Consider the following 20,170-nt stretch of genomic DNA (forward strand, 5'->3'; position numbering starts at 1 on the left):
ACCCCCTTCCTCCGCGCCTTCCCCCGCCTCTGGACAGACGCCCCAGCCGGGGCTGGAGCCGGGACCGGCCAAGAAGATGCGCGTCGCCGCCGTGGGCGATCTGCACGTCGGCGAGGACGCGCGCCGCCCCTATCGCGATCTGTTCGAACGTGTGTCGGAGGAGGCCGACGTGCTGTGCCTGTGCGGCGATCTGGTCAACTACGGCAAGACGGCCGAGGTGGAGCGGCTGCTGGAGGATCTGCGGCTGTGCCGCATTCCGATGGTGGGCGTTCTGGGCAATCACGAACACGAATGCGGCCAGCCCGATCAGGTCGCCAGGATGCTGGCGGACGCCGGGGTCCGCATGCTGACCGGCCAGGCCTATGAGATCGACGGAGTGGGCTTCGCCGGGGGGAAGGGGTTCGTCGGCGGCTTCGGCCGCTATATGTTGAGCGCCTTCGGCGAGGCGGCGGTCAAGACCTTCGTCCAGGAGGCGGTCGAGGACGCCAATCTGATCGAAAACTCCATCCGCATGCTGCGCACCGAGCGGTCGGTCGTCCTGCTGCACTATGCGCCCGTGGTCGAGACGGTGATGGGCGAGCCGCCCGAAATCCACGCCTTCCTGGGCTCGTCGCGCCTGGCCGAAACCATCGACCGATACGACAACATCAGCCTGGTGGCGCACGGCCACGCCCATCGCGGCGGGCCGGAGGGGCGCACCAATCGGGGCGTGCCCGTCTATAACGTGGCTCTGCCGGTGTTGCGGTCTCTGGGGGAAAAGCCGTATCGGGTGTTTGAAGTCTGAGCCTCACAGGCGACGGCCTCGTCCCTGCGGCGATCCCGCCGCCTCCAGCCCAAAGGTCCATGGCCATGCGTCTTCTGTCCTCCGTCGCGGCCCTGGCCGTTTTGACCCTCGCCGCCCCGGCGCTGGCCGCCGCCCAAGCCGCTGCGCCTGCCCCTGCACAGGCCCAAGCGGAGACCCAAGCGGAGGCCCAGAGCCCGGAAGAGGCGGCCCTGGAGGCCAAGGCTGAGGCCTTTGAGGCCGATCTGGAGCAGATGAACACCGAACTCGAGGCGATTCTGGGCGACGCCACGAAGGACGCCGCCGCCAAGACGGCCGCCGCCTACGCCGTGATCGACCGGCACGCGCCGGGGATGAACGCCTTCGCCGCAGAGGTGGAGGCCTTTTTCAAGGCCGAGGCCGAAAAGCCCGAAAACGCCGCGCGCAAGACGGAGCTTCTCACGGCGTCGACGGCGGCCGGCCAGTCGATCCGCGCCATTCCCGAACAGTTCCGCGAGGGTGTCCAGCAAGCCGTAGCCGGTAAGACCGAGCCGGCGCCTGCGGCCCAATAGTCGCCTTACCGCGATTTCACTTGAGACGGGGCGGCCGACGGCGGAGTTTGCGCGGGTCATTCAAAGGGAGATTTCCCATGATCCGCCTGCTCAGCCTGACCGCCGCCCTGGCCCTGTCGCCCCTGTCCTGCGCATTCGCCGGCGCCTTGGCCTCCCCTCAGGAAGACCGGGCCGAGGCCGCCGAGTCGAAGGCTGAAGCCCGTCTGGAGACGGCGGCCGCCGCCTTCGAGGCGCGGATGGAGGCCTTCGGCAAGCGCGCCGAAGCGATTTCCGAAGACGAGAGCCTGGACGAGGCCGTGCGCGGCCAAAGGATCGCCGCCCTCTGGTCCGAATATGCGCCGGACGTGGCCGCCTTCACCGCCGAGGCCACGCGCCACGCCTCCGAGGCGGCGGCCGAGGCCTTGAAGGACATCGACGTCGACGCCCTGGTTCAGGAGGCGCTGAACGATCCCGAGGTGAAACAGGCGATGGAGCAGGGTCTGGCGGCCGGAACCGGCATCGCCCGCAACAGCGCCTGGACCAATCCCGATCCCGAACAGATGGAGACCTATGGGCTGATCGCCCAATATGCGCTGGACCAGGCCCAAGACGCCGTGCTGACCGAGGCGGACGAAGCGCCGGAAGAGGCCGAAGCGCCCGAGGCCCCCGAGGCGCCTGAACCGCCCGCCCCGCCCAAGGCGCCTCGCGCACGATAGGACGCAAGGCGCGCCTCACAGGCCTTGACCACTGGTGCCGATGCAGCGACACGACGCCGCATGTCCGCCCTGCCCGTCGACCCGCACCTCTATCTGACCTTTCTGGGGGTGATGGTGGTGATGGCGATCACGCCCGGCCCCGCCAATCTGTTCGCCGTCGCCGCCGGGGTGGAGCGGGGGCGCGCCCCGGCCCTGATCGGCGTGGTCGGGATGAATACGGCGACCCTGGTCTGGTTCGGCGCGGCGGCCCTGGGCCTGGGCGCCCTGGTCAAGGCCTTCCCCCAGGTCTTTCACCTGATCGCCGTCCTGGGGGCCCTCTATGTGGCCTGGCTGGGGCTGAAGGCTCTGCGCGGCGCCTTCGCCACGGCCGCCGAGCCCGAGGCCGTCGAAATCCACAAGAGCCGCAACGCCTTTCTGGACGGTTTCATGGTCCAGATCGCCAATCCCAAGGCCATTCTGTTCTTCACCGCCGTCCTGCCGCCGTTTCTGGACATCTCCCGCCCTGTGGCGCCGCAACTGGCCCTGTTCGCCCTGGCCGTGATCGGCATGGACCTGACGTCGATGAGCGCCTACGCCCTGTCCGGCGCCGCCCTGTCGCGGCGGATGCAGACGCCCCGGTTCCGCCGCGGCTTCGGCCTCTTCGTCGGCCTCTTGCTGCTGACCGCCGCGGTCCTGATCGTTTCGCGCCTGCAAGCCTAGCTCCTGCAGGTCTGGACGCGGTCGAGCTTCGGTCTAGAGTGCCGAGGGAACAGGCTCGTTCATGCCCCGTTCAGCCGGCAGCGCGCCCGAATGGGCGATCAAGGAGTTGATTTCATGAAAGCCCCCTCAAGAACGACGTCCGCGCTCAAGGTGCTGGCGACGACGGCCGTCGCCGGCCTCGTCCTGGCCGCCTGCGCCACCGCCACCCCCTATCAGCCCGCCGGCTACAACGGTCAGCGCGGCGGCTATTCCGAACAGCGCGTCGAGAGCAACCGCTATCGCGTGACCTTTGCAGGCAATTCGGTGACCTCGCGCGAACAGGTGGAAATGTCCCTGCTGCTGCGCTCGGCCGAGCTGACGGTCGAAAGCGGCTATGACTGGTTCGCCACCGTCAACCGCGCGACCGAACGCGACACCCGCTTCGTCTCGACGCCCGACCCCTTCTACGGCCCCTATTCCCGCTTCTACGGCCCCTACTGGGGTCCGTCCTGGCGCTATTACCGGAGCGGTTTCTGGAGCCCCTGGGATCGCTGGGGCCCCTGGGGTCCGCAGGACATCGACACCCGCCAGATCGACCGCTACGAGGCCAGCGCCGAAATCATCATGGGTCGCGGTCCCAAGCCCGCCGGCGATCCCAACGCCTTCGACGCCCGCGAGGTGATCCAGAACCTGGGCTCGCGCGTCACCCGGCCCGGCGCCTGACGTCGAACCGCCCCGTCCGCCGCGCGGATGGGGCGGGCCTTTCGGTCAGCCGACGCGGGGCGATTTGAGCCGGCGCTTGTTGGAATGGGTGGCCGGCGCCGCGCCCAGATCCTCGGGCACCTCGCCCTTGAAATAATAGCGCTGCCACGCCTCCTTGGCCGCGTCCGGGTCGCCGCTGGCCAGACGCTGGTTGAAGTCCGTCCGGGCGCGGTTCCAGGCCTCGAACTGACCCTTCATGACGGGATTGGACTGCAGGGTCCGGATCACCGGCTGGAACTGTTCGACCTTCTTGTGCTCGATCAGATTGATGAAGCAGAAGGGTTCGCCCCGTTCGAAGGTCACGCGGCCCGGCCGGGTGAAGATCCAGTTCATCGTGAAGGGGAAGGGCAGCCAGTCGGTTTCGATCAGCCCGACCAGGGGCTGGATTCCGTCCTTCACATGGTTGGGCGAACCCGAACACATCATGCCCCAGCCCGGCGGGGTGCGGAACAGATACTGGGGATGCATGGTCAGAACCCCCCGCGAAAAGTGGGAGGTGACGAAATGGTCCAGGTCGTGCTGGGGCCGATCGGGCGTGATGACGATGTCTTCCTGACGCGGCCCGCCGTTCCATTCGGCCGAGAAGCCGAACGGGCACAGGATCTCCCAGCCCGTGGTGTTGGCCATGTTCAGCGGCAGGCACCGATAGGGATGGCGGCTGATGAAGGCGTCCATCCAGTTGCGCGACTGGCGGCCCGGAACGAGGTCCGGCGGCCGGGCCGTCATCGGATAGCATTCCAGTTCCAGTTGGCGGGCGGGCGCTGTATCGACCATGGCCCTGTTCCTAACGCCCGATCGGCGGCCACTCAACCATGAGAACGACCGAGATGAACGACCCGGCTTTCGACCGCCACCGCCTTCTGGCCTGGTTCGCCGAAAAGGGCGTCGCGCATCAGACCCACGACCATCCGGCGGTCTTCCGCGTCGAAGAAGGTCTGGAGCTGAAGGCCGCCCTGCCCGGCGCCCACACCAAGAACCTGTTCCTGAAGGATCATAGGGGCCGGCTGTGGCTGATCTCGGCCCGTCAGGACACGATGATCGACCTGAAACGCGCCGCCGCCGCCATGGGATCAGGCCGGCTCTCGTTCGGAAACGAAACCCTGATGTTCGAAACCCTCGGGGTCCGCCCCGGCTCGGTCACGGCGCTGGCGCTGATCAACGACGCCGAGCGGCGCGTGACCTTCGTCCTGGACCGGAGGCTGTGGGAGGCCGAGATCGTCAACTTCCACCCCCTGACCAACACCGCCACCACGGCGCTGGATCAGGCGGCCTTTCGCCGCATCCTCGCCCTGTTGGAGCGGGAGCCTCTGGTGGTGGACTTCGCCGCCCTGCCCTAGGTTCAATCGACATTCAGCCTACTGCGGTCAGGCCGCTCTTCCCGCGTCAGAGGCCTTGATGCGGCGACCGGGTTCATCACAGCGATCACGGCGGATTCACAGCGGTCACGACGCCGTCGGAACGCGCCGTGTTCGCCGTGACCTCGTCGTGCCCCGTTGTGATGAACCCGCCCTCAATCAGCGTTCCGCCGCCAGACGTTTTCCCTTCCGCTGACGCGGGAAGGAAGACCGACACTCAATGGAATAGTCTTCAACGCCCGAGGCGCCTCTCTTGGGTTGGCGGCTGCGCGCCGCCCGGCAGGACGGCGGCAGGCCCAATGTCGATTGGCCCTTAGGCCGTCAGTTCGCCGGACGGGCGGCGGCCAGGGCGGCCTTCTGGCGGGCGATTTCGGCGTCGCGGGCGCGGTCCTGGGCGGCGAGTTCGTGTTCGATACGGACCAGTTCGCGATTCTTTTCGGCCGAGGCCTGGGCGCGCGAGACGCCGTTGGGCCGGCCGGTGATCTGGGCGATGGAGATGGGCTGGGCGCAGATGCGGTTGTCCATATCGTACCATTTGCCCGCCGCCTCGCAGCGTTCGCCCGGCGTGACCCAATAGGCCTGGACCGCGAAAACGCCCGCCACGGCGACGCCGAACAGGCCCAGAAAGATCATCGACAGGCGGGGAAAGGTCAGAAAACGCTTCATCTCAGCATCCGTTAGGCGGGTTTTGCACGGGAGCTTGACCCCGCGTTACGTTGACAGGCCTTCGCGACCGCTCCATGTCCTGCCCCTACATTCAGGCGAATTCACGGATAGACCCATGAAGGTTCTCGTCCCCGTCAAACGGGTGATCGACTATAACGTCAAGGCCCGCGTCAAGGCTGACCAGTCGGGCGTCGACTTGGCCAACGTCAAGATGAGCATGAATCCCTTCGACGAGATCGCCGTCGAAGAGGCGGTTCGTCTGAAGGAAGGCAAGGAACACCACGCCGCCGGCACGGCGAGCGAGATCGTCGTGGTCTCCATCGGCGTGACCCAGGCCCAGGAAACCATCCGCACCGCCCTGGCCATGGGCGCGGACCGGGGCGTGCTGATCCAGTCGGACTCCGATCTGGAGCCGCTGGCGGTCGCCAAACTGCTGAAGGCCGTGGTCGAGGAAGAAAAGCCCGACCTGGTGCTGATGGGCAAACAGTCGATCGACGGCGACAACAATGCGGTGGGCCAGATGCTGGCCGCCCTGCTGGACTGGCCCCAGGCGACCTTCGCCGGCAAGCTGGTCATTGACGGCGGCAAGGCCACGGTGACGCGCGAGGTCGACGGCGGCCTGCAGACGATCGCGGCGGAACTGCCCGCGGTGGTCACGGTGGACCTGCGGCTGAACACGCCGCGCTACGCCTCCCTGCCCAACATCATGAAGGCCAAGAAGAAGGAGATCGCCATGAAGGCGGTCGCCGACTATGGCGTCGACGTGGCCGACCGTCTGAAGGTGGTCAAGGTCACCGAGCCGCCCAAGCGCGCCGCCGGGGTCAAGGTCGAGAGCGCCGCCCAGCTGGTCGAATCCCTCAAGTCCGCAGGAGTGCTGTAAGATGGCCGTCCTCGTCATCGCCGATCACGACGGCTCGGCCGTCCGCGACACCACCCACAAGACCGTGACCGCCGCCCTGGCCCTGTCGTCCGAGGTGGACGTTTTGGTCGTGGGCCAGGGCGCGCAGGCCGTCGCCGACGGCGCCGCCAAGATCGCCGGGGTCCGCAAGGTGCTGCTGGCCGAGAGCGCCGGCCTGGGCAAGGTGCTGGCCGAGGCCGTCGAGGCCACGGTCCTGCCGCTGGCCGGCGGCTACGACGCCATTCTGACGCCCGCGACCACGGACGGGAAGAATTTCGCCCCCCGGATCGCCGCCAAGCTGGACGTGGCCCCGATCTCGGACATCGTCGAAGTGGTCTCGGCTGATACCTTCGTGCGCCCGATCTACGCCGGCAATGCGCTTGAGACGATCCAGTCGGGCGACGCCAAGAAGGTGATCACCGTGCGTCCGACCGCCTTCGCCGCCGCCGCCGAAGGCGGCTCGGCCCCGGTCGAGAGCGTCGCCGGCGCCGAGGCCCCCAAGACGACCTTCGTCGCCGAGGAAATGGTCAAGTCGGACCGTCCGGAACTGGGCGCCGCCAAGATCATCGTCTCGGGCGGTCGCGCCCTGGGTTCGGCGGAAGAGTTCCACACCGTGATGGAGCCCCTGGCCGACAAGTTGGGCGCCGCCATCGGCGCAAGCCGCGCGGCGGTCGATGCGGGTTACGCCCCCAACGACTATCAGGTCGGCCAGACCGGCAAGGTGGTCGCCCCCATGCTGTACATCGCCATCGGCATCTCGGGCGCCATCCAGCACCTGGCCGGGATGAAGGACTCCAAGACCATCGTCGCCATCAACAAGGATCCGGACGCCCCGATCTTCCAGGTCGCGGACTTCGGTCTGGTCGCCGACTACAAGACCGCCGTGCCGGAACTGATGTCCGCCCTGGGCTGAGGCTCGGAGCGACGATCCGATAAGGAAAGGGCGCGACGCCGGACGTCGCGCCCTTTTGGTTTGGCGCAGGACCCATGGCCCGACTTCCGATCAAACTGCAGCCCGGCGCCTCGGGCGACCGGATCGACGGCTGGGACGCCGATCCCGAAGGCCGGTCCGTGCTGAAGGTGCGGGTGCGCGCCCGGCCGGTGGACGGCGAGGCCAACGCCGCCCTGGTGAAATTCCTGGCCAAGGCGCTGGGGGTGTCGCGGTCCTCGGTCGTGCTGGAGCGGGGCGGGCAGTCGCGGCTGAAGATGATCATGGTCGAGGGGCTGGACGAGGCCGGGCTGAAGGCGCGGATCGACGCGGCCACGGGCGAGGCGGGCTGAGCCGTCCGGAGCCGTGGCGGGCGACGGCGACTGTCACAGGTTCGCGGTAGACAGGCGGGGGCGGTTCGGGGGACGCGGGCGGCCTTGTCTGATTTGCTGGACCGACGCCCATGACCCCTGCCTCTCTCCGCCTGGTTTCCGCCCTCGCGCTTGCGATCGGTCTTTGTGCTTCGGGGGGGGCCTCTGGGGGCGCCTCGGCCCAGACGGCGGCCCGTCCGCCTGTCGAACAGGCCCAGAGCCGGGCCCGTGCGAAGAATGTGATCCTGTTCCTGGCCGACGCCGGGGGCGTGGCCTCGGTCCATGCCGCCAGCGTGCTGGCCTATGGCGAGCCGCTGAGGCTGCACGTCCAGCAGTGGCCGAACCTGGGGCTGAGCGAGACCTCGCCGGTCGACGCCTTCGTCTCGGACTCGGCCAACGGCATGAGCGCCATCGTCACCGGGGTGAAGACCCACAACGGGGTGATCAGCCAGGGGCCGGACGGCGAACGCGGCCGGCGCGACGGGACGCCGACCAAGACGGTGCTGGAATACGCCGAGGAGCACGGCCTGCTGACCGGGGTGGTGACCGACCGTCCGATCACCGACGCGACCCCGGCGGCGACCTACGCCCATTCCAATGATCGCGGCAAATGGGGCGAGATCTTCCCCCAGGCCTTTTCGCCGCGCTTCGGCGACGGGGTGGACGTGCTGATCGGCTCGGGCCGGGCGGAGATCGCCGAACAGATGGCGGCGAACGGGGTCAGCTTCGACAGCCTGGCCCGGGCGCACGACCGGCCGATCTATGCGACCCTGGAGGCGGCGCCGGCGGGGAACCGGCGGCCCGTGGTCGTGGCCGAAGAGGTCGACGTGCGGGCGGCGACCCTGAGGGCGCTGGACCTGCTGCAGGCCGGGGACAAGGGCTATCTGCTGGTGGTGGAATGGGACGCCCATACCGACGACCCGCGCGAGGGTCTGCAGAACATCGCCAATCTGGACCGGCTGATCGCCGAGGTGCAGGCGCGCGTCGATCTGGACGAGACCCTGATGATCTTCACCGCCGACCATTCCTTCGGCCTGCAGGTCGACGGCGGGCGGCGCGGAGAGCCCCTGCTGGAAGGCTATGAGGCCTGGAAGGCGCGGGACGGCGACGAGCGCGTGGTCCGGCTGGAGAATGTTACGGTCAACCGCACCCATACGGCCGAGGAAGTCCCGGCCCTGGCCGTCGGCGTCGGCGCCGAGCGGGTGCGGGGCTATTTCCCCAACACCCACCTGTTCGACGTCATGATGAAGGCCTTCGGCTGGACGCCCTCGTCCGGCGAGTGAAGGCTTCGCTTCGGGCGGGTTCAGAGACCGACCTCGGACGGAACGGAGCGGCGGCTCGCGGGTTGCCTTGGCATGCAGCCCGCCGACACCCCTGCGCCCGAGGCGCCCCGCCCCGAAGACATCGACGCCGTTGGCGACGAGGCCAACCGCCTGGAAGAGCGGGCTGAAGACGACGGCGTCCTGCCCAAGCCGGCTGAAGACGACGCGGGCGTCGGTCCGCAGACCGGGGTCGTCCCCTAGGTCGATCGCCGACAGTCTGCCGTCTTGGGCCAACCAGCCGCGTCCGGCCGAGGTCTTGGGTTCGGAAACAGCGCAGGCCGCTGTTAAACAGGCGCCGTGTTGATACCTTTATAGTTGACGAAACTATGTATCACAGGGTGGCGAGAGGGGCTGGGAATCGCTAGCGTAGGGTCCATGAATTCGACAGAGATCGCCCCCTCCCCCAGCGCCGCAGCCCTGCGCCCCCTTCGCATCAATGATCCGGCGCCGGACTTTATCGCGCGCACGACCCAGGGGGAAAAACGGCTCAGCGACTACCGGGGGCGGTGGCTGGTGCTGTTTTCGCATCCGGCCGATTTCACCCCGGTCTGCACAAGCGAGTTCATCGCCCTGGCCAAGCAGGCGGATGCGTTTGAGGCCCTGGGCTGCGACCTGATGGCCCTGTCGGTGGACAGTCTGTATTCCCACCTGGCCTGGCTGAAGGACATCTATCGCCGCTTCGGCGTCAAGGTGGCCTTTCCGATCATCGAAGATCCTTCCATGGCCATCGGTCACGCCTTCGGCATGGTGGATGCGGGCTGCAGCGACAGCGCCACGGTGCGGGCGAGCTTCGTCATCGATCCGGACGGAATCGTGCGGGCGGTCAGCTGGTATCCGATGAACATCGGCCGTTCGGTCGATGAACTGCTGCGGCTGGTGACGGCGCTGCAGACCGCCGACCGCGAACAGGCGTCGACCCCGGCGGGATGGTCCCCGGGCGAGCCCCTGCTGGAGCCGGCCGCCACCACCCTGGACGCGGCCCTTGCCGACGGCGAGGGCGAGACGCCCTGGTATTATCGCGAGCGCAGCGCATGAGCGACGACTCGATCGCCGCCATGGAGCGGCTGAAGGACAAGGCCCCCCAGGCCGCCGAACTGTTGCGTCAGCTGGCCAACGCCAATCGGCTGTTGATCCTCTGCCACATCGCCGCAGAGGAACGATCGGTCGGACAGCTCGAGACGGATCTGGGCATCAGACAGCCGGCTCTGTCGCAGCAGTTGGCCGAGCTGCGCCAGTACGGCCTGGTGAAGACCCGGCGGCAGTCGCGGTCGATCTACTATTCCATCGCCGATGATCGAGCCCAGGCGGTGATGGACATGTTGTACGACATCTTCTGCGGCGACGGACAGCCGGTTTCCACGCGCGCCAAGAACCCCCGCGTGGAAACGCCGGCGCGTCCCCGTGGGGATGCGGCCCAGTTCGCTCGCGTCGCGCCCGTTCTCCGCCGCTAGAGAATGATCCACGCTTCAATCTGAGCGGCCCCTCTGCGTCCCCGCCGCTCGCAGCACGGCGTCATCGGGTCGCCGGTTTTCCGTCATCCCGCAACACGACATAGATGGCGGGAATGACCAGGACGGTCAGCAGGGTCGAGGAGGCCAGGCCGAACAGCAGCGAGATCGCCAAACCCTGGAAGATCGGGTCCGTCAGGATCACCGCCGCCCCGATCATGGCCGCCAGGGCGGTCAGCAGGATCGGCTTGAACCGGATGGCGCCTGCCTCGATCAGGACGTCGCGCAAGGGTTTGTCGGGCGAAGCCGTGTGCCGGATGAAGTCCACCAGCAGGATCGAATTGCGCACGATGATGCCGGCCAGGGCGATGAAGCCGATCATCGAGGTGGCCGTGAACGGCGCGCCGAACAGCATGTGGCCGATGACGATGCCGATCAAGGTCAGGGGGATGGGGGTCAGGATGACCAGGGGCAGTCTGAAACTGCGGAACTGGGCCACGACCAGCACATAGATGCCCAGCAGGGCGACCATGAAGGCGGCGCCCATGTCGCGGAAGGTGGCCCAGGTGATCTCCCACTCGCCGTCCCACAGCAGCGAGGGGACGGACTCGTCCTCCGGCTGGCCGTTGAGACGGATCGCCGGCTTTTGCAGGCCCAGGGCGTCCCAGTCGTGGGCCTGAATGGCGCGATTCACCGCCAGCATGCCGTAGATGGGCGCCTCGTACTGGCCCGCCAGTTCGGCGGTCACCATGTCGACCGGTCGTCCGTCGCGGCGGAAGACGGCGTAGCTGCCGGTCTCGCGCCGGCCGTCCACGACCTCGCCCAGTTCGATCAGGCGCGGACCGGCGGGACCGGCCGTCACGGCGACCGGCGTCGTGGCCAGGGTGCGGCTCCAGCTGCGCGCCGACTGGGGCAGGGCGACGGTGATCGGCAGGGGGGCGCGACCGTCCCCGCGCGGGGCGTAACCGACCGTGGAGCCGCCCAGGATCGCGCCTATGGAATCCTGCAACTCGCGTTCGGACAGGCCGTAATAGTCCAGACGGTCCCGGATGGGGATCAGCCGCAGCCGCGGCCGTTCCTGGCCGAAGCTGTTGTCGACGTCGACGACATAGGGAACGGAACGGAAGAGCTTCTCGACCTCCAGGGCGGTCTTGCGACGGGTCTCGGCATCGGGTCCGTAGATCTCCGCCAGCAGCGTCGCCAGGACGGGCGGTCCGGGCGGCGTCTCCACCACCTTGATCGAGGCCCCGGCGGGCAGGGACAGGGCCTTCAGCCGGGCGCGCAGATCCAGGGCGACGGCATGGCTGGACCGGCTGCGCGCGTCCTTGGGCAGGAGGGAGATCATCAGATCGCCCATCTCGGGCCGGTCGCGCAGGAAATAGTGCCGCACCAGGCCGTTGAAGTTGAACGGCGCCGAGGCGCCGGCATAGACCTCCATGGCCTCGGCCTCCGGCAGGGCGCGGATCTGGGCCGCAGCCTCGTCCAGGGTGCGGGCGGTGGCTTCCAGGCTGGTCCCTTCGGGCATGTCGACCACCACCTGGATCTCCGACTTGTTGTCGAAGGGCAGCAGCTTCACCGTCACCGCCTTGAAATAGAACATCGAACAGGCCAGCAGGGTGGCCACGGCGACCCCGATCAGGAAGTTGCGGGCCGAGGCGCGCGTGCCGATCACGCGATGGGCCACGCGGGCGTACAGCCGCCCCAGCTTGCCGCCGCCCTCTTCATGGGCGTGATCGGGCCCGCCGTGGGCCAGGGTCTTTCGCGCGAACCGGATCATCAGCCAGGGCACGATCACCACGGCGACGAAGAAGGAGAAGATCATCGCCGCCGAGGCGTTGACCGGGATCGGCGCCATATAGGGGCCCATCAGCCCCGAAACGAACAGCATGGGCAGCAGGGCCGCCACCACGGTCAGGGTCGCCACGACGGTGGGGTTGCCGACCTCCGCCACCGCCTCGACAGCCGCCTCCGTTCGGCTGCGGCCGTCGCGCATCCCCCAGTGACGGGCGATGTTCTCGATCATGACGATGGCGTCGTCGACCAGTATGCCGATGGAGAAGATGAGGGCGAACAGGCTGACGCGATTGATCGTATAGCCCATGACATAGGAGGCGAAGAGGGTCAGCAGGATGGTGGTGGGAATGACCATGGCGGTGACGGCGGCCTCGCGCCAGCCGATGGCGAAGCCGATCAGCACCACGATCGAAACGGTCGCCAGGGCCAGATGGAACAGCAGTTCGTTGGCCTTTTCGTTCGCCGTCTCGCCGTAGTCGCGGCTGACCGCGACCTCGACCCCCTCGGGGATCAGCTTGCCTTTCAGGTTTTCGACGCGCTGACGCACGGCCTCTGACACCACCACCGCATTGGCGCCGGCGCGTTTGGCGATGGCGAGGCTGACGGCGGGCGCGCCGGCCCACTGACCGTCATGTCGGGCCCAGCGCCAGACGCGAGCCTGGTCTTCGCGGGGCCCCTGGGCCACGTCTGCGACGTCGCGCAGATAGACCGGCGCGCCGGTGACGGATCGGACGGTCAGCAGCCCGACCTCCTGGGCCGAGGCCAGGGTGCGGCCGGAGGTGACGGCGACGGCCTGACCGTCCTCGCGGATATTGCCGACGGGGAAGCTGCGGTTGGCCTGGGACGCCGCCTCCATCACCTGACCCAGGGGCACGCCGTACAGGTTCAGCTTGGCCGGATCGGGGGCGATGCGGATTTCGTCGGGCCGTCCGCCGGTGATGAAGGTCAAGCCCACGTCGTCGACCTTGGCGATCTCGGTGCGCAGCTTGTGCGCCAGGTCATAGAGGGCCTGATCGGTCCACTGGCCCGCCGCGCCCGGCTTGGGCGTGAGGGTCAGGACGATGGCCGGCACGTCGTCGATGCCGCGCACCGTCACCTTGGGATCGGGGACGCCCACGGGAATCCGGTCCTGGTTGGCGCGGAGCTTTTCTTCGATCCGTATGGCGGCGTCCTCGGGGTTCGATCCCACCAGGAAGCGCGCCGTCACCAGCACCCCGTTGTCTTCGGCCTGGGTGTAGACGTGCTCGACCCCGTTCACGCTCTTGACGATGGTCTCGAGCGGAACGCCGATCAGTTCGACGGCGTCGGCGGCCGCCAGGCCCGGCGCCGCCACCTGGATGTCGACCATGGGCACGCTGATCTGCGGCTCTTCCTCGCGCGGGATCGAGACCAGGGCCAAAAGGCCGACGGCTATGGCCGCCAGCAGGAACAGCGGCGTCAGAGGCGAAGCGATGGTGAAGCGCGTCAGACGCCCGGACAGGCCCAGTTTCATCCCTGCGTCCTCGTCGCGACCAGCCGGTCGCCGGCTCTGACGCCGCTCAGGATTTCCAGCGTGTCGGGATCGTTCGTCGGCGCGGTCTGGACCGGAACGGCGCTGCGCTTGCGGTCAGGAGAGACGACCTCGACATAGTCCAGGCCGTAGCGGGTCGTGACAAAGCGCCGGGGCACGGTCAGGGCCTGCCTTTGACCGATCTCGATCGAGGCGGCGACGCGACGACCGACCAGTTCGGTGGTCAGGCCCGGAACGGAGGCGTCGATCTGAACCCGCCCGCCGACGACGGCGGGATAGACCTGGGTCACCTGTCCCTGGCGCGCTTCGGCCGGAAGATCATCGGCCGCCAGCAGGACGCGGGCTCCGGGCTTGACCTGGCCGGCGAGCGATTCCGGCAGTTCAAGACGCAGGACGGGCGGACCGGCGGTGATGGTCGCGATGGACATGCCGGGGCTGACCGCCGACCCCGCCGTAACCTCGACCTTCAGCACGCGTCCGGCGGCGGGCGCCAGGATCGCGCCCTGCCCCGCCATACTGGCGCTGGCGCCCCGTTGCGCGCGAGCGGCGGCGGTCTGGGCGTCGGCGGCGCGGGCGGCGGCGACAGCCTGGTCCAGACGCGCCTTGGCGTAGATATTGTGGTCGTACAGATCCTGAATCCGCGCCAGGTCGGCGCGGGCACGGGTCGCCTCGGCCTCGGCGGCCGCGACCTGGGCGTCATAGGCCCGGGTCTCGAAACCGATCCGGTCGTCGACGACCCGGCCGATCTGCTGGCCCTTGCCGACCCTATCCCCTTCGCGCACGGACAGGGCGACGAGGAGGCCGGGAATGCGCGCCCGGGCTTGGGACTGGTCGCGGGTGGTGATCTCACCCGCCACCGTCTTGGTGTCGGCAAGCGCGTTCGACGTCAGAACAAGCTCCTCGCCGGCAGGCGCGGTCCGGGCGGCCGGCGTCCTGCTCTCTTCCGAGCCGCCGCAGGCGGACAGGGTTAGGGCGACCGCAGCCATGAGGGTCCACTTCTTCATCGGCGTCGTCCTTCCGTCGTCACCGCGCCGATCAACCGCGCTCGACCGGCAGGCCCGCCGACTTCCAGGCGCCCAGGCCCCCGGCCAGATGGGTGTCGATCGCGGCCTGAGCCTCGGCGCAGCGGTCCAGCGCCATGCCGGATCGCTTTCCGCCGGCGCACTGGAGGATGACGGTCTTTCCGTCCGCCGCAGGCAGGCGGGCCGGATCGAACGAGGAGAGGGGCAGGTTGACGGCGCCGGCGATGTGTTCGGCTGCGAACTCTCCCGGCTCGCGCACATCGATCACCAGCGCCTCGCCTTGATCGAGCAGGGCCTTCAGCTCGGCCGGGCCGATCTCGCGATGCTTTGCGCTCTTTCCAGATCCGAACATTCCAATCTCCCGAGGTCCGCAGGCTGCAGCCTCATACTTTTATGATTGTATATATCATGTAATCATTATATCCGGTCAAGCGCATAACGGTGATGGAAACGCCTGCTGGAGGAAGACATGGCCAAACCCAGGATTGTGATCATCGGGGCGGGGTTGGGCGGAACGATCGCCGCCTATGAGATCAAGGCAGCGGTCAAGGGGCGCGCCGACGTCCTTATGATCGCCGAGTCTGAGACGTATTCGTTCGTCCCTTCAAACCCTTGGGTGGCTGTCCGGTGGCGGGAGCCCGAAGCAATCCAGGTTCATCTGCCGCCGATCTTCGCGCGAAAGAAGATCGGCTTCACCGCCATCGGCGCGAAACGGCTTCACGCCTCGGAGAAGCGGGTCGAGCTCAATGACGGCGAGAGCGTTGATTACGATTATCTTGTAATTACGACAGGGCCGGATCTGGCCTTCGATGAGATCGAGGGGCTCGGTCCAGGCGGTTATACGGCCTCGGTCTGTCAGACGGCTCACGCCTCCCACGCCGCGACCCTGTTCGACGCCTATCTGGAGAACCCCGGCCCGATCGTGGTCGGGGCGGTCCAGGGCGCCTCCTGCTACGGCCCCGCCTACGAATTCGCCCTGATCCTGGACACCGAGCTGCGCAGGCGAAAGATCCGGGACCGGGCGCCGATAACCTTCGTCACCGCCGAACCCTATATCGGCCATCTGGGCCTGGACGGGGTGGGGGACACCAAGTCGCTTCTGGAAAGCAAGCTGCGCGATCGACACATCAAGTGGATCACCAACGCACGCGTCGCCAAGGTCGAGCCCGGCCTGATGCATGTGGAGGAGGTGGCCGAGGACGGGGCCGTCGCCAAGACCCACCAGCTCCCCTTCGGCTATTCGATGATGCTGCCGGCGTTCCGCGGCGTGCCGGCTGTCCGCGACATCCCCGGACTGACCAATCCGCGGGGCTTCATCCTGGTCGATGAGCACCAGCGCAACCCAGCCTTTCCGGAAATCTTCGCCTTGGGCGTTTGCGTCGCCATCGCCCCCACCGGCCCGACGCCCGTGCCGGTGGGGGCGCCCAAGACCGGCTTCATGATCGAGAGCATGGTGACGGCGGTGGCCGCCAATCTGGCCGCCCTCGTCGCCGGCGAGACCCCGACTGCGGAGGCGACCTGGAACGCCGTCTGTCTGGCGGATTTCGGCGACGGCGGCGTCGCTTTCGTCGCCCAGCCGCAAATTCCGCCCCGCAACGTCAACTGGGCCGCCAGCGGCAAATGGGTCCATCTGGCCAAGGTGGGGTTCGAGAAATACTTCCTGCGCAAGGTGCGCAAGGGCGAGAGCGAACCCTCCTACGAACGGCTGGCGATGCACATCATGGGCATCCGCAAGCTTCGCATGTGACCCTTCCTCTAGATCTGGAGCCTACCGATGAACCTCGATCGCGCCGTCATGATCTTCGCCGGATGCGTCGTGCTGGCGGGCGTGACCCTGTCCTACGCCGTCCATCCGTGGTGGATCGCCGTGACCGTCTTCGCGGGGTTGAACATGATCCAGGCCGGGTTCACGGGCTTCTGTCCGGCGGCCATGGTTTTCAAGGCCATGGGCCTGCGCCCCGGGAACGCCTTCCGATGAGCCTGAGACGCGCCGCCCCTTGCCTCGGGCGGCCCAGCTGACGCTGGAACAGCCCCTGTTCACCGGCGGTCGGGCGACGGCGGGAATCGCTCGGGCCCGCGCCGACATGGCCGCAGCCGAGGCCGGCGGCGAGGCCGTTCAAGGCCAGGTCGTCACGGCGGTGGTTCAGGCCTATGGCGACATGCTCGCGGCCGATGAAGTGCTGAGGCTGTATCGCGCGCTGGCGGCTCAGATGACGGAAATCGAGCGACAGGCGCGCGAGCGCTTCCGGGCGGGAGAAACCCCGAGCACGGACGTCGCCCAGGCCGCGTCGCGCGCCGCCGAGGCCCGCGCCGATCTGGCCCGGGCGGAGGGCATGCAGGTGTCCGCCCGCGCCCGTGATCGCAATCTGACCGGCCTGGAGCCGGTGGATCTGCAGCCGATTCCGCCCAATCCGCCCCTGCCCGCCTCCCTTGAGGACGCGATGGCGACTGCGCTCGGCGCCAGTCCCGCCCTGCGGCGGGCGCAGGCCGATCTCGCGGCGGCCGAGGCCGGCGCCCGCGCCGCGCGCGGCGAACGCCTGCCGACCGTCAGCGCCTTCGTCGAGGCGGGGTCGGTCCGAGACCAGTTTTTCCCCGACTATCGCGCCGACAGCGCGACCGTGGGGATCCGTGGACGCTGGACCCTGTTCAGCGGCGGCCTGACGTCGGGCAAGATCGCCGAGACCGGCGCCGATGTCCGCGCCGCCCTTGCGCGCCTGCGCGCCGCCCGCATGAGCCTGGAGGAACAGGTTCTCTCCGCCTGGCAGGACATCCACACCGCCGAACTGGTGGCCCAGGCCTCCGACGAACAAAGCGCGGCTGCGGACCAGGCCCTGACCAGCGTCCGGCACGAGGTCCGCGTCGGTCTGAAGCCGCAGATCGACCTGCTGAACGCCGAACGCGAAGCCACGGCCGCCGCCGCCGCCGCCGCCCAGGCCAGGACCGCCCGGATCGTCGCCGCCTATCGACTGAGGGTCCTGATCGGATCGGCTTGAGGTCAGAGGTGATGCGCTTCCCAGACCGAGCTTGCCCGGACCTTCGGCACGCGACGAGGGCGTCAAGCCGCCGCTGGCGGAGTTCTCGATTTTAAACCGAAGTGGCGCACCCGACACGATTCGAACGTGTGACCTTTGCCTTCGGAGGGCAACGCTCTATCCAGCTGAGCTACGGGTGCGTGGTCGGCGAGAAGGCCGGAAGAGGCCGCTTACAGCAAGCGGCGGGCGGCCTCAATCCCCGAATACGCAGATGAGGGGCGGATACCGTTCCAAACTGGCGTCGGTGCGAAATGCCGGAGCGCGCCCACGGCCTCAAGCAGCGCGAAGCGCGGTAGGCCCCCAAAAGAAAGCCATAGGGCGCCTGGGCCCTATTGCGCGGTCATGCCGCCGTCGATCTTGAATTCGGACCCTGTGACGAACCTGGATTCGTCGGAGGCGAGATAGAGGACGCAGTACGCCACGTCGTCCGGGTCGCCGATCCGCTTCAGGGGAATGCCGCGGGTCAGGCGTTCGTGGGCCTTGGCCTCGTCGCCGCCGGCCATGGCGATGAAGGGATCCAGGATCGGGGTCTTGATGAAGACCGGGTGGACAGAGTTGCAGCGCACGTTCCAGTCGGCCTTGGCCGCCTCGAGCGCCAGGGTCTTGGTGTACATCCAGACGGCGGCCTTGGTGGCGTTATAGGCGCCCATGCCGGGGGCGGCGACCAGGCCGGCGATCGACGAGATGTTGATGATCGAGGCCGGTGCGGCGGCGCGCAGGTGCGGCATGGCGTATTTGGCGCCCAGCATGATCGAGCGCAGATTGATCTCGTACTGACGTTGCCAGTTGTCGACCGTGTCCTGTTCGACGAAGGCCAGGGGGCCGCCGACGCCGGCGTTGTTGACCAGGACCGACAGGCCGCCGAGGTCGGCCACGGCGGCGGCGATCACCTGTTCCCACTGGGCTTCGTCGGCCACGTCGTGGGCGTAGGCGAAGGCGGCGCCGGGGATTTCGGCGTTGATGCGGGCGGCCAGGGCGGCGGCGCGGTCGCCGTCGATGTCGGTCAGGGCCAGGCGGGCGCCCTCGCGGGCCATCATGAAGGCCATGGCCTCGCCCAGGCCGCCGGCGGCGCCGGTGATCAGGACGGTCTTGCCGGCGACGCGGCCGGGGCGGGCGTGGGGAGCGCTCACGAGATCGCCCCCGTTTCGGCGGCGGCGCGATCGATGAACCGGGCCAGGGTCACGTCCTTGTCCGTCACCCCGTCGGCGTCATGGGTGGTCAGCAGCACCTCGACCCGGTCGTAGACGTTCGACCATTCGGGGTGATGGTCCATCTTGTCGGCCATCAGTGCGACGCGGGTCATGAAGCCGAAGGCGGCGTTGAAATCGGCGAACCTGAGCGAGCGCCCGATCGCGGGGCGGTCGCCGTCGTCGGCGCGCCAGGCGGGCAGGGTTTCGAGCGCTTTCGCGACCTCGATGCGGACGTCGGTCATGGGGCTTCCTCTTTTTTCCAAGGCGTAAGGCGTTCGGGAGAGCGCCGCAAGCGTACAGGCGACGCCGCAACATGACCCCGAAAGGGTCGCGGAACGGGGGATCAAGCTTGGGCGTTGGGCGTGGACGAAAAGCGTTGCTGCTGACGTCGGATGTAGAGGAAAGAGGATGATGGACAATCTGTGGATCGCCGCCCTCGATCCAGCGGACCGCGAGCGGATCGAACCCTATCTGGAGGAACGCGAGGTCGCGCGTGGCCAGATGCTGTACGACGCCGGCGAGGCGGTCGATCAGGTCTGGTTCCCGATCAAGGGGGTGGTGTCGCTGATGACCGTCCTGCCTGACGACAAGACGGTGGAGACGGCCGCCATCGGCCGCGAGGGTCTGGTCGGGGTGACCTGCGGCCCGTTCAACGCCCGGGCCGCCAGCCGCGCCATATCCCAGGGCGACGGCGTCGCCGCCTGCTGCTCGGCCGCGGCGTTCGGCGCGGCGCTGGACGCCAGCGAAACCCTGCGCCAGGCCCTGTCGCGCTTCACCGAAGGCCTGATGGCCCAGGTGCAGCAGGTCGCCGCCTGCAACGCCCAGCACCGGCTGGACGAGCGGCTGGCGCGCTGGCTGCTGACCCTGCACGACCGGGCCGAGGACGACCGGATCGACCTGACCCAGGCCGACATCGCCGGCATGCTGGGCGTGCGGCGCGCCACCGTATCCGAGGTGGGCACGGTGCTGGAGGACAGGAAGCTGATCCAGCGCGGCCGCGGCTGGGTGCGGGTGCGGGACCGCGACGGTCTGGAGGCGGCGTCCTGCGGCTGCTACGGCCTGATGCGCCAGGTGATGAAGGATTTGGCCCTGCCCCAGCCGGAAGCCGGGCCTGAAGCCGGATCCGAGGCGGCCGGATCGCGTGACGGGCGGCTCGCGACGCGCTAG

The 20,170-nt window shown here is 68.3% G+C and carries 24 protein-coding genes and 1 tRNA gene; 17 read left to right on the forward strand and 8 right to left on the reverse strand.

From position 1 onward, the window contains the following. The 5 genes from AC07XS_RS10105 to AC07XS_RS10125 all read left to right on the forward strand — a co-directional run. Positions 1 to 784, forward strand: a 784-nt coding sequence (locus AC07XS_RS10105; RefSeq protein WP_321208067.1) for a metallophosphoesterase, incomplete at its 5' end; no start/stop codon positions are given. A gap of 65 nt (positions 785 to 849) precedes the next feature. After that, positions 850 to 1,332 carry a translation initiation factor IF-2 gene (locus tag AC07XS_RS10110; protein WP_152949346.1) on the forward strand — a complete coding sequence of 161 codons (483 nt, stop codon included), beginning with the start codon at positions 850 to 852 and terminating at the stop codon, positions 1,330 to 1,332. Positions 1,333 to 1,409: 77 nt separating this feature from the next. After that, complete coding sequence (locus AC07XS_RS10115) at positions 1,410 to 2,027, forward strand: hypothetical protein (RefSeq protein ID WP_152949345.1); 618 nt, start codon at positions 1,410 to 1,412, stop codon at positions 2,025 to 2,027. 60 nt (positions 2,028 to 2,087) lie between these two features. Then, positions 2,088 to 2,726 (forward strand): LysE family translocator, encoded by a 639-nt coding sequence (locus tag AC07XS_RS10120; RefSeq protein ID WP_182714335.1) that lies wholly within the window; start codon positions 2,088 to 2,090, stop codon positions 2,724 to 2,726. Positions 2,727 to 2,840: 114 nt separating this feature from the next. After that, a complete protein-coding gene (locus AC07XS_RS10125) occupies positions 2,841 to 3,428 on the forward strand; it encodes a CC0125/CC1285 family lipoprotein (protein ID WP_054764525.1) in 588 nt (195 codons plus the stop codon). A gap of 45 nt (positions 3,429 to 3,473) precedes the next feature. Here AC07XS_RS10125 and AC07XS_RS10130 read toward each other — a convergent pair whose 3' ends face one another. Next, positions 3,474 to 4,241, reverse strand: a complete 768-nt coding sequence (locus AC07XS_RS10130; RefSeq protein WP_152949343.1) for a DUF6065 family protein — start codon at positions 4,239 to 4,241, stop codon at positions 3,474 to 3,476. A gap of 53 nt (positions 4,242 to 4,294) precedes the next feature. On the opposite strand from AC07XS_RS10130, the gene AC07XS_RS10135 reads away from it, so the two are divergent. After that, a complete protein-coding gene (locus AC07XS_RS10135) occupies positions 4,295 to 4,804 on the forward strand; it encodes a prolyl-tRNA synthetase associated domain-containing protein (RefSeq protein WP_182714336.1) in 510 nt (169 codons plus the stop codon). 339 nt (positions 4,805 to 5,143) lie between these two features. Here the strand turns inward: AC07XS_RS10135 and AC07XS_RS10140 are convergent, their stop codons facing one another. After that, positions 5,144 to 5,488 carry a hypothetical protein gene (locus AC07XS_RS10140; RefSeq protein ID WP_182714337.1) on the reverse strand — a complete coding sequence of 115 codons (345 nt, stop codon included), beginning with the start codon at positions 5,486 to 5,488 and terminating at the stop codon, positions 5,144 to 5,146. Positions 5,489 to 5,603: 115 nt separating this feature from the next. Between AC07XS_RS10140 and AC07XS_RS10145 the strand changes: the two genes are divergently transcribed. The 7 genes from AC07XS_RS10145 to AC07XS_RS10175 all read left to right on the forward strand — a co-directional run bounded on the left by AC07XS_RS10145 (position 5,604) and on the right by AC07XS_RS10175 (position 10,458). After that, positions 5,604 to 6,368: an electron transfer flavoprotein subunit beta/FixA family protein gene (locus tag AC07XS_RS10145; protein WP_182714338.1), complete on the forward strand. Its 765-nt coding sequence runs from the start codon at positions 5,604 to 5,606 to the stop codon at positions 6,366 to 6,368. A 1-nt stretch (position 6,369) separates the two neighbouring features. Next, entirely contained in the window at positions 6,370 to 7,299 is a 930-nt protein-coding gene (locus tag AC07XS_RS10150) for an electron transfer flavoprotein subunit alpha/FixB family protein (RefSeq protein WP_182714339.1), read from the forward strand. Between the two features lie 74 nt (positions 7,300 to 7,373). Continuing rightward, complete coding sequence (locus AC07XS_RS10155) at positions 7,374 to 7,667, forward strand: DUF167 domain-containing protein (protein WP_054764520.1); 294 nt, start codon at positions 7,374 to 7,376, stop codon at positions 7,665 to 7,667. Positions 7,668 to 7,777: 110 nt separating this feature from the next. Further along, on the forward strand, positions 7,778 to 8,968 hold the full coding sequence (locus AC07XS_RS10160; RefSeq protein ID WP_182714340.1) for an alkaline phosphatase: 1,191 nt from the start codon (positions 7,778 to 7,780) through the stop codon (positions 8,966 to 8,968). Positions 8,969 to 9,040: 72 nt separating this feature from the next. Then, positions 9,041 to 9,208, forward strand: coding sequence for a hypothetical protein (locus AC07XS_RS10165; protein WP_156314143.1), 168 nt, complete (start codon positions 9,041 to 9,043; stop codon positions 9,206 to 9,208). 174 nt (positions 9,209 to 9,382) lie between these two features. Further along, on the forward strand, positions 9,383 to 10,042 hold the full coding sequence (locus AC07XS_RS10170; protein WP_182714341.1) for a peroxiredoxin: 660 nt from the start codon (positions 9,383 to 9,385) through the stop codon (positions 10,040 to 10,042). Beyond that, positions 10,039 to 10,458 (forward strand): ArsR/SmtB family transcription factor, encoded by a 420-nt coding sequence (locus AC07XS_RS10175; protein WP_054764517.1) that lies wholly within the window; start codon positions 10,039 to 10,041, stop codon positions 10,456 to 10,458. Before AC07XS_RS10170 ends, AC07XS_RS10175 begins: the two co-directional genes overlap by 4 nt. 61 nt (positions 10,459 to 10,519) lie before the next feature. Here the strand turns inward: AC07XS_RS10175 and AC07XS_RS10180 are convergent, their stop codons facing one another. Genes AC07XS_RS10180 through AC07XS_RS10190 form a run of 3 tightly spaced genes read right to left on the reverse strand, consistent with a single transcriptional unit; the run spans position 10,520 to position 15,133 of the window. Beyond that, a complete protein-coding gene (locus AC07XS_RS10180; protein ID WP_182714342.1) occupies positions 10,520 to 13,741 on the reverse strand; it encodes an efflux RND transporter permease subunit in 3,222 nt (1,073 codons plus the stop codon). Then, on the reverse strand, positions 13,738 to 14,763 hold the full coding sequence (locus AC07XS_RS10185; protein WP_182714343.1) for an efflux RND transporter periplasmic adaptor subunit: 1,026 nt from the start codon (positions 14,761 to 14,763) through the stop codon (positions 13,738 to 13,740). The genes AC07XS_RS10180 and AC07XS_RS10185 overlap by 4 nt, the downstream gene beginning before the upstream one ends. A gap of 31 nt (positions 14,764 to 14,794) precedes the next feature. Further along, positions 14,795 to 15,133 carry a rhodanese-like domain-containing protein gene (locus AC07XS_RS10190; RefSeq protein ID WP_054764514.1) on the reverse strand — a complete coding sequence of 113 codons (339 nt, stop codon included), beginning with the start codon at positions 15,131 to 15,133 and terminating at the stop codon, positions 14,795 to 14,797. Between the two features lie 117 nt (positions 15,134 to 15,250). On the opposite strand from AC07XS_RS10190, the gene AC07XS_RS10195 reads away from it, so the two are divergent. From AC07XS_RS10195 to AC07XS_RS10205, 3 genes are read left to right on the forward strand one after another with little or no spacing between them, the layout of a single operon-like run. Continuing rightward, entirely contained in the window at positions 15,251 to 16,528 is a 1,278-nt protein-coding gene (locus AC07XS_RS10195; protein ID WP_182714344.1) for an FAD-dependent oxidoreductase, read from the forward strand. Positions 16,529 to 16,555: 27 nt separating this feature from the next. Further along, positions 16,556 to 16,759 carry a YgaP family membrane protein gene (locus AC07XS_RS10200; RefSeq protein ID WP_054764512.1) on the forward strand — a complete coding sequence of 68 codons (204 nt, stop codon included), beginning with the start codon at positions 16,556 to 16,558 and terminating at the stop codon, positions 16,757 to 16,759. 19 nt (positions 16,760 to 16,778) lie between these two features. Beyond that, positions 16,779 to 17,774 carry a TolC family protein gene (locus AC07XS_RS10205; protein WP_321208068.1) on the forward strand — a complete coding sequence of 332 codons (996 nt, stop codon included), beginning with the start codon at positions 16,779 to 16,781 and terminating at the stop codon, positions 17,772 to 17,774. Positions 17,775 to 17,876: 102 nt separating this feature from the next. Here the strand turns inward: AC07XS_RS10205 and AC07XS_RS10210 are convergent. The 3 genes from AC07XS_RS10210 to AC07XS_RS10220 all read right to left on the reverse strand — a co-directional run bounded on the left by AC07XS_RS10210 (position 17,877) and on the right by AC07XS_RS10220 (position 19,245). Beyond that, positions 17,877 to 17,953: transfer RNA gene (locus tag AC07XS_RS10210), tRNA-Arg, on the reverse strand. 189 nt (positions 17,954 to 18,142) lie between these two features. Next, entirely contained in the window at positions 18,143 to 18,943 is an 801-nt protein-coding gene (locus AC07XS_RS10215; protein ID WP_054764511.1) for an SDR family oxidoreductase, read from the reverse strand. Continuing rightward, positions 18,940 to 19,245, reverse strand: coding sequence for a 4a-hydroxytetrahydrobiopterin dehydratase (locus tag AC07XS_RS10220; RefSeq protein WP_182714345.1), 306 nt, complete (start codon positions 19,243 to 19,245; stop codon positions 18,940 to 18,942). Before AC07XS_RS10220 ends, AC07XS_RS10215 begins: the two co-directional genes overlap by 4 nt. A gap of 166 nt (positions 19,246 to 19,411) precedes the next feature. On the opposite strand from AC07XS_RS10220, the gene AC07XS_RS10225 reads away from it, so the two are divergent. Next, positions 19,412 to 20,170: a Crp/Fnr family transcriptional regulator gene (locus AC07XS_RS10225; RefSeq protein WP_321208069.1), complete on the forward strand. Its 759-nt coding sequence runs from the start codon at positions 19,412 to 19,414 to the stop codon at positions 20,168 to 20,170.

This window comes from Brevundimonas sp. GW456-12-10-14-LB3, assembly GCF_059424365.1.

Excerpts from the sequence above, each read along its gene's own strand:
- AC07XS_RS10170 (WP_182714341.1), top strand. The coding sequence starts at position 9,383 with ATGAATTCGACAGAGATCGCCCCCTCCCCCAGCGCCGCAGCCCTGCGC.
- AC07XS_RS10120 (WP_182714335.1), top strand. The coding sequence starts at position 2,088 with ATGTCCGCCCTGCCCGTCGACCCGCACCTCTATCTGACCTTTCTGGGG.
- AC07XS_RS10165 (WP_156314143.1), top strand. The coding sequence starts at position 9,041 with ATGCAGCCCGCCGACACCCCTGCGCCCGAGGCGCCCCGCCCCGAAGAC.
- AC07XS_RS10220 (WP_182714345.1), bottom strand. The coding sequence starts at position 19,245 with ATGACCGACGTCCGCATCGAGGTCGCGAAAGCGCTCGAAACCCTGCCC.
- AC07XS_RS10125 (WP_054764525.1), top strand. The coding sequence starts at position 2,841 with ATGAAAGCCCCCTCAAGAACGACGTCCGCGCTCAAGGTGCTGGCGACG.
- AC07XS_RS10110 (WP_152949346.1), top strand. The coding sequence starts at position 850 with ATGCGTCTTCTGTCCTCCGTCGCGGCCCTGGCCGTTTTGACCCTCGCC.
- AC07XS_RS10180 (WP_182714342.1), bottom strand. The coding sequence starts at position 13,741 with ATGAAACTGGGCCTGTCCGGGCGTCTGACGCGCTTCACCATCGCTTCG.
- AC07XS_RS10200 (WP_054764512.1), top strand. The coding sequence starts at position 16,556 with ATGAACCTCGATCGCGCCGTCATGATCTTCGCCGGATGCGTCGTGCTG.
- AC07XS_RS10195 (WP_182714344.1), top strand. The coding sequence starts at position 15,251 with ATGGCCAAACCCAGGATTGTGATCATCGGGGCGGGGTTGGGCGGAACG.
- AC07XS_RS10175 (WP_054764517.1), top strand. The coding sequence starts at position 10,039 with ATGAGCGACGACTCGATCGCCGCCATGGAGCGGCTGAAGGACAAGGCC.
- AC07XS_RS10145 (WP_182714338.1), top strand. The coding sequence starts at position 5,604 with ATGAAGGTTCTCGTCCCCGTCAAACGGGTGATCGACTATAACGTCAAG.
- AC07XS_RS10155 (WP_054764520.1), top strand. The coding sequence starts at position 7,374 with ATGGCCCGACTTCCGATCAAACTGCAGCCCGGCGCCTCGGGCGACCGG.
- AC07XS_RS10225 (WP_321208069.1), top strand. The coding sequence starts at position 19,412 with ATGATGGACAATCTGTGGATCGCCGCCCTCGATCCAGCGGACCGCGAG.
- AC07XS_RS10115 (WP_152949345.1), top strand. The coding sequence starts at position 1,410 with ATGATCCGCCTGCTCAGCCTGACCGCCGCCCTGGCCCTGTCGCCCCTG.
- AC07XS_RS10190 (WP_054764514.1), bottom strand. The coding sequence starts at position 15,133 with ATGTTCGGATCTGGAAAGAGCGCAAAGCATCGCGAGATCGGCCCGGCC.
- AC07XS_RS10150 (WP_182714339.1), top strand. The coding sequence starts at position 6,370 with ATGGCCGTCCTCGTCATCGCCGATCACGACGGCTCGGCCGTCCGCGAC.
- AC07XS_RS10140 (WP_182714337.1), bottom strand. The coding sequence starts at position 5,488 with ATGAAGCGTTTTCTGACCTTTCCCCGCCTGTCGATGATCTTTCTGGGC.
- AC07XS_RS10160 (WP_182714340.1), top strand. The coding sequence starts at position 7,778 with ATGACCCCTGCCTCTCTCCGCCTGGTTTCCGCCCTCGCGCTTGCGATC.
- AC07XS_RS10135 (WP_182714336.1), top strand. The coding sequence starts at position 4,295 with ATGAACGACCCGGCTTTCGACCGCCACCGCCTTCTGGCCTGGTTCGCC.
- AC07XS_RS10185 (WP_182714343.1), bottom strand. The coding sequence starts at position 14,763 with ATGAAGAAGTGGACCCTCATGGCTGCGGTCGCCCTAACCCTGTCCGCC.
- AC07XS_RS10130 (WP_152949343.1), bottom strand. The coding sequence starts at position 4,241 with ATGGTCGATACAGCGCCCGCCCGCCAACTGGAACTGGAATGCTATCCG.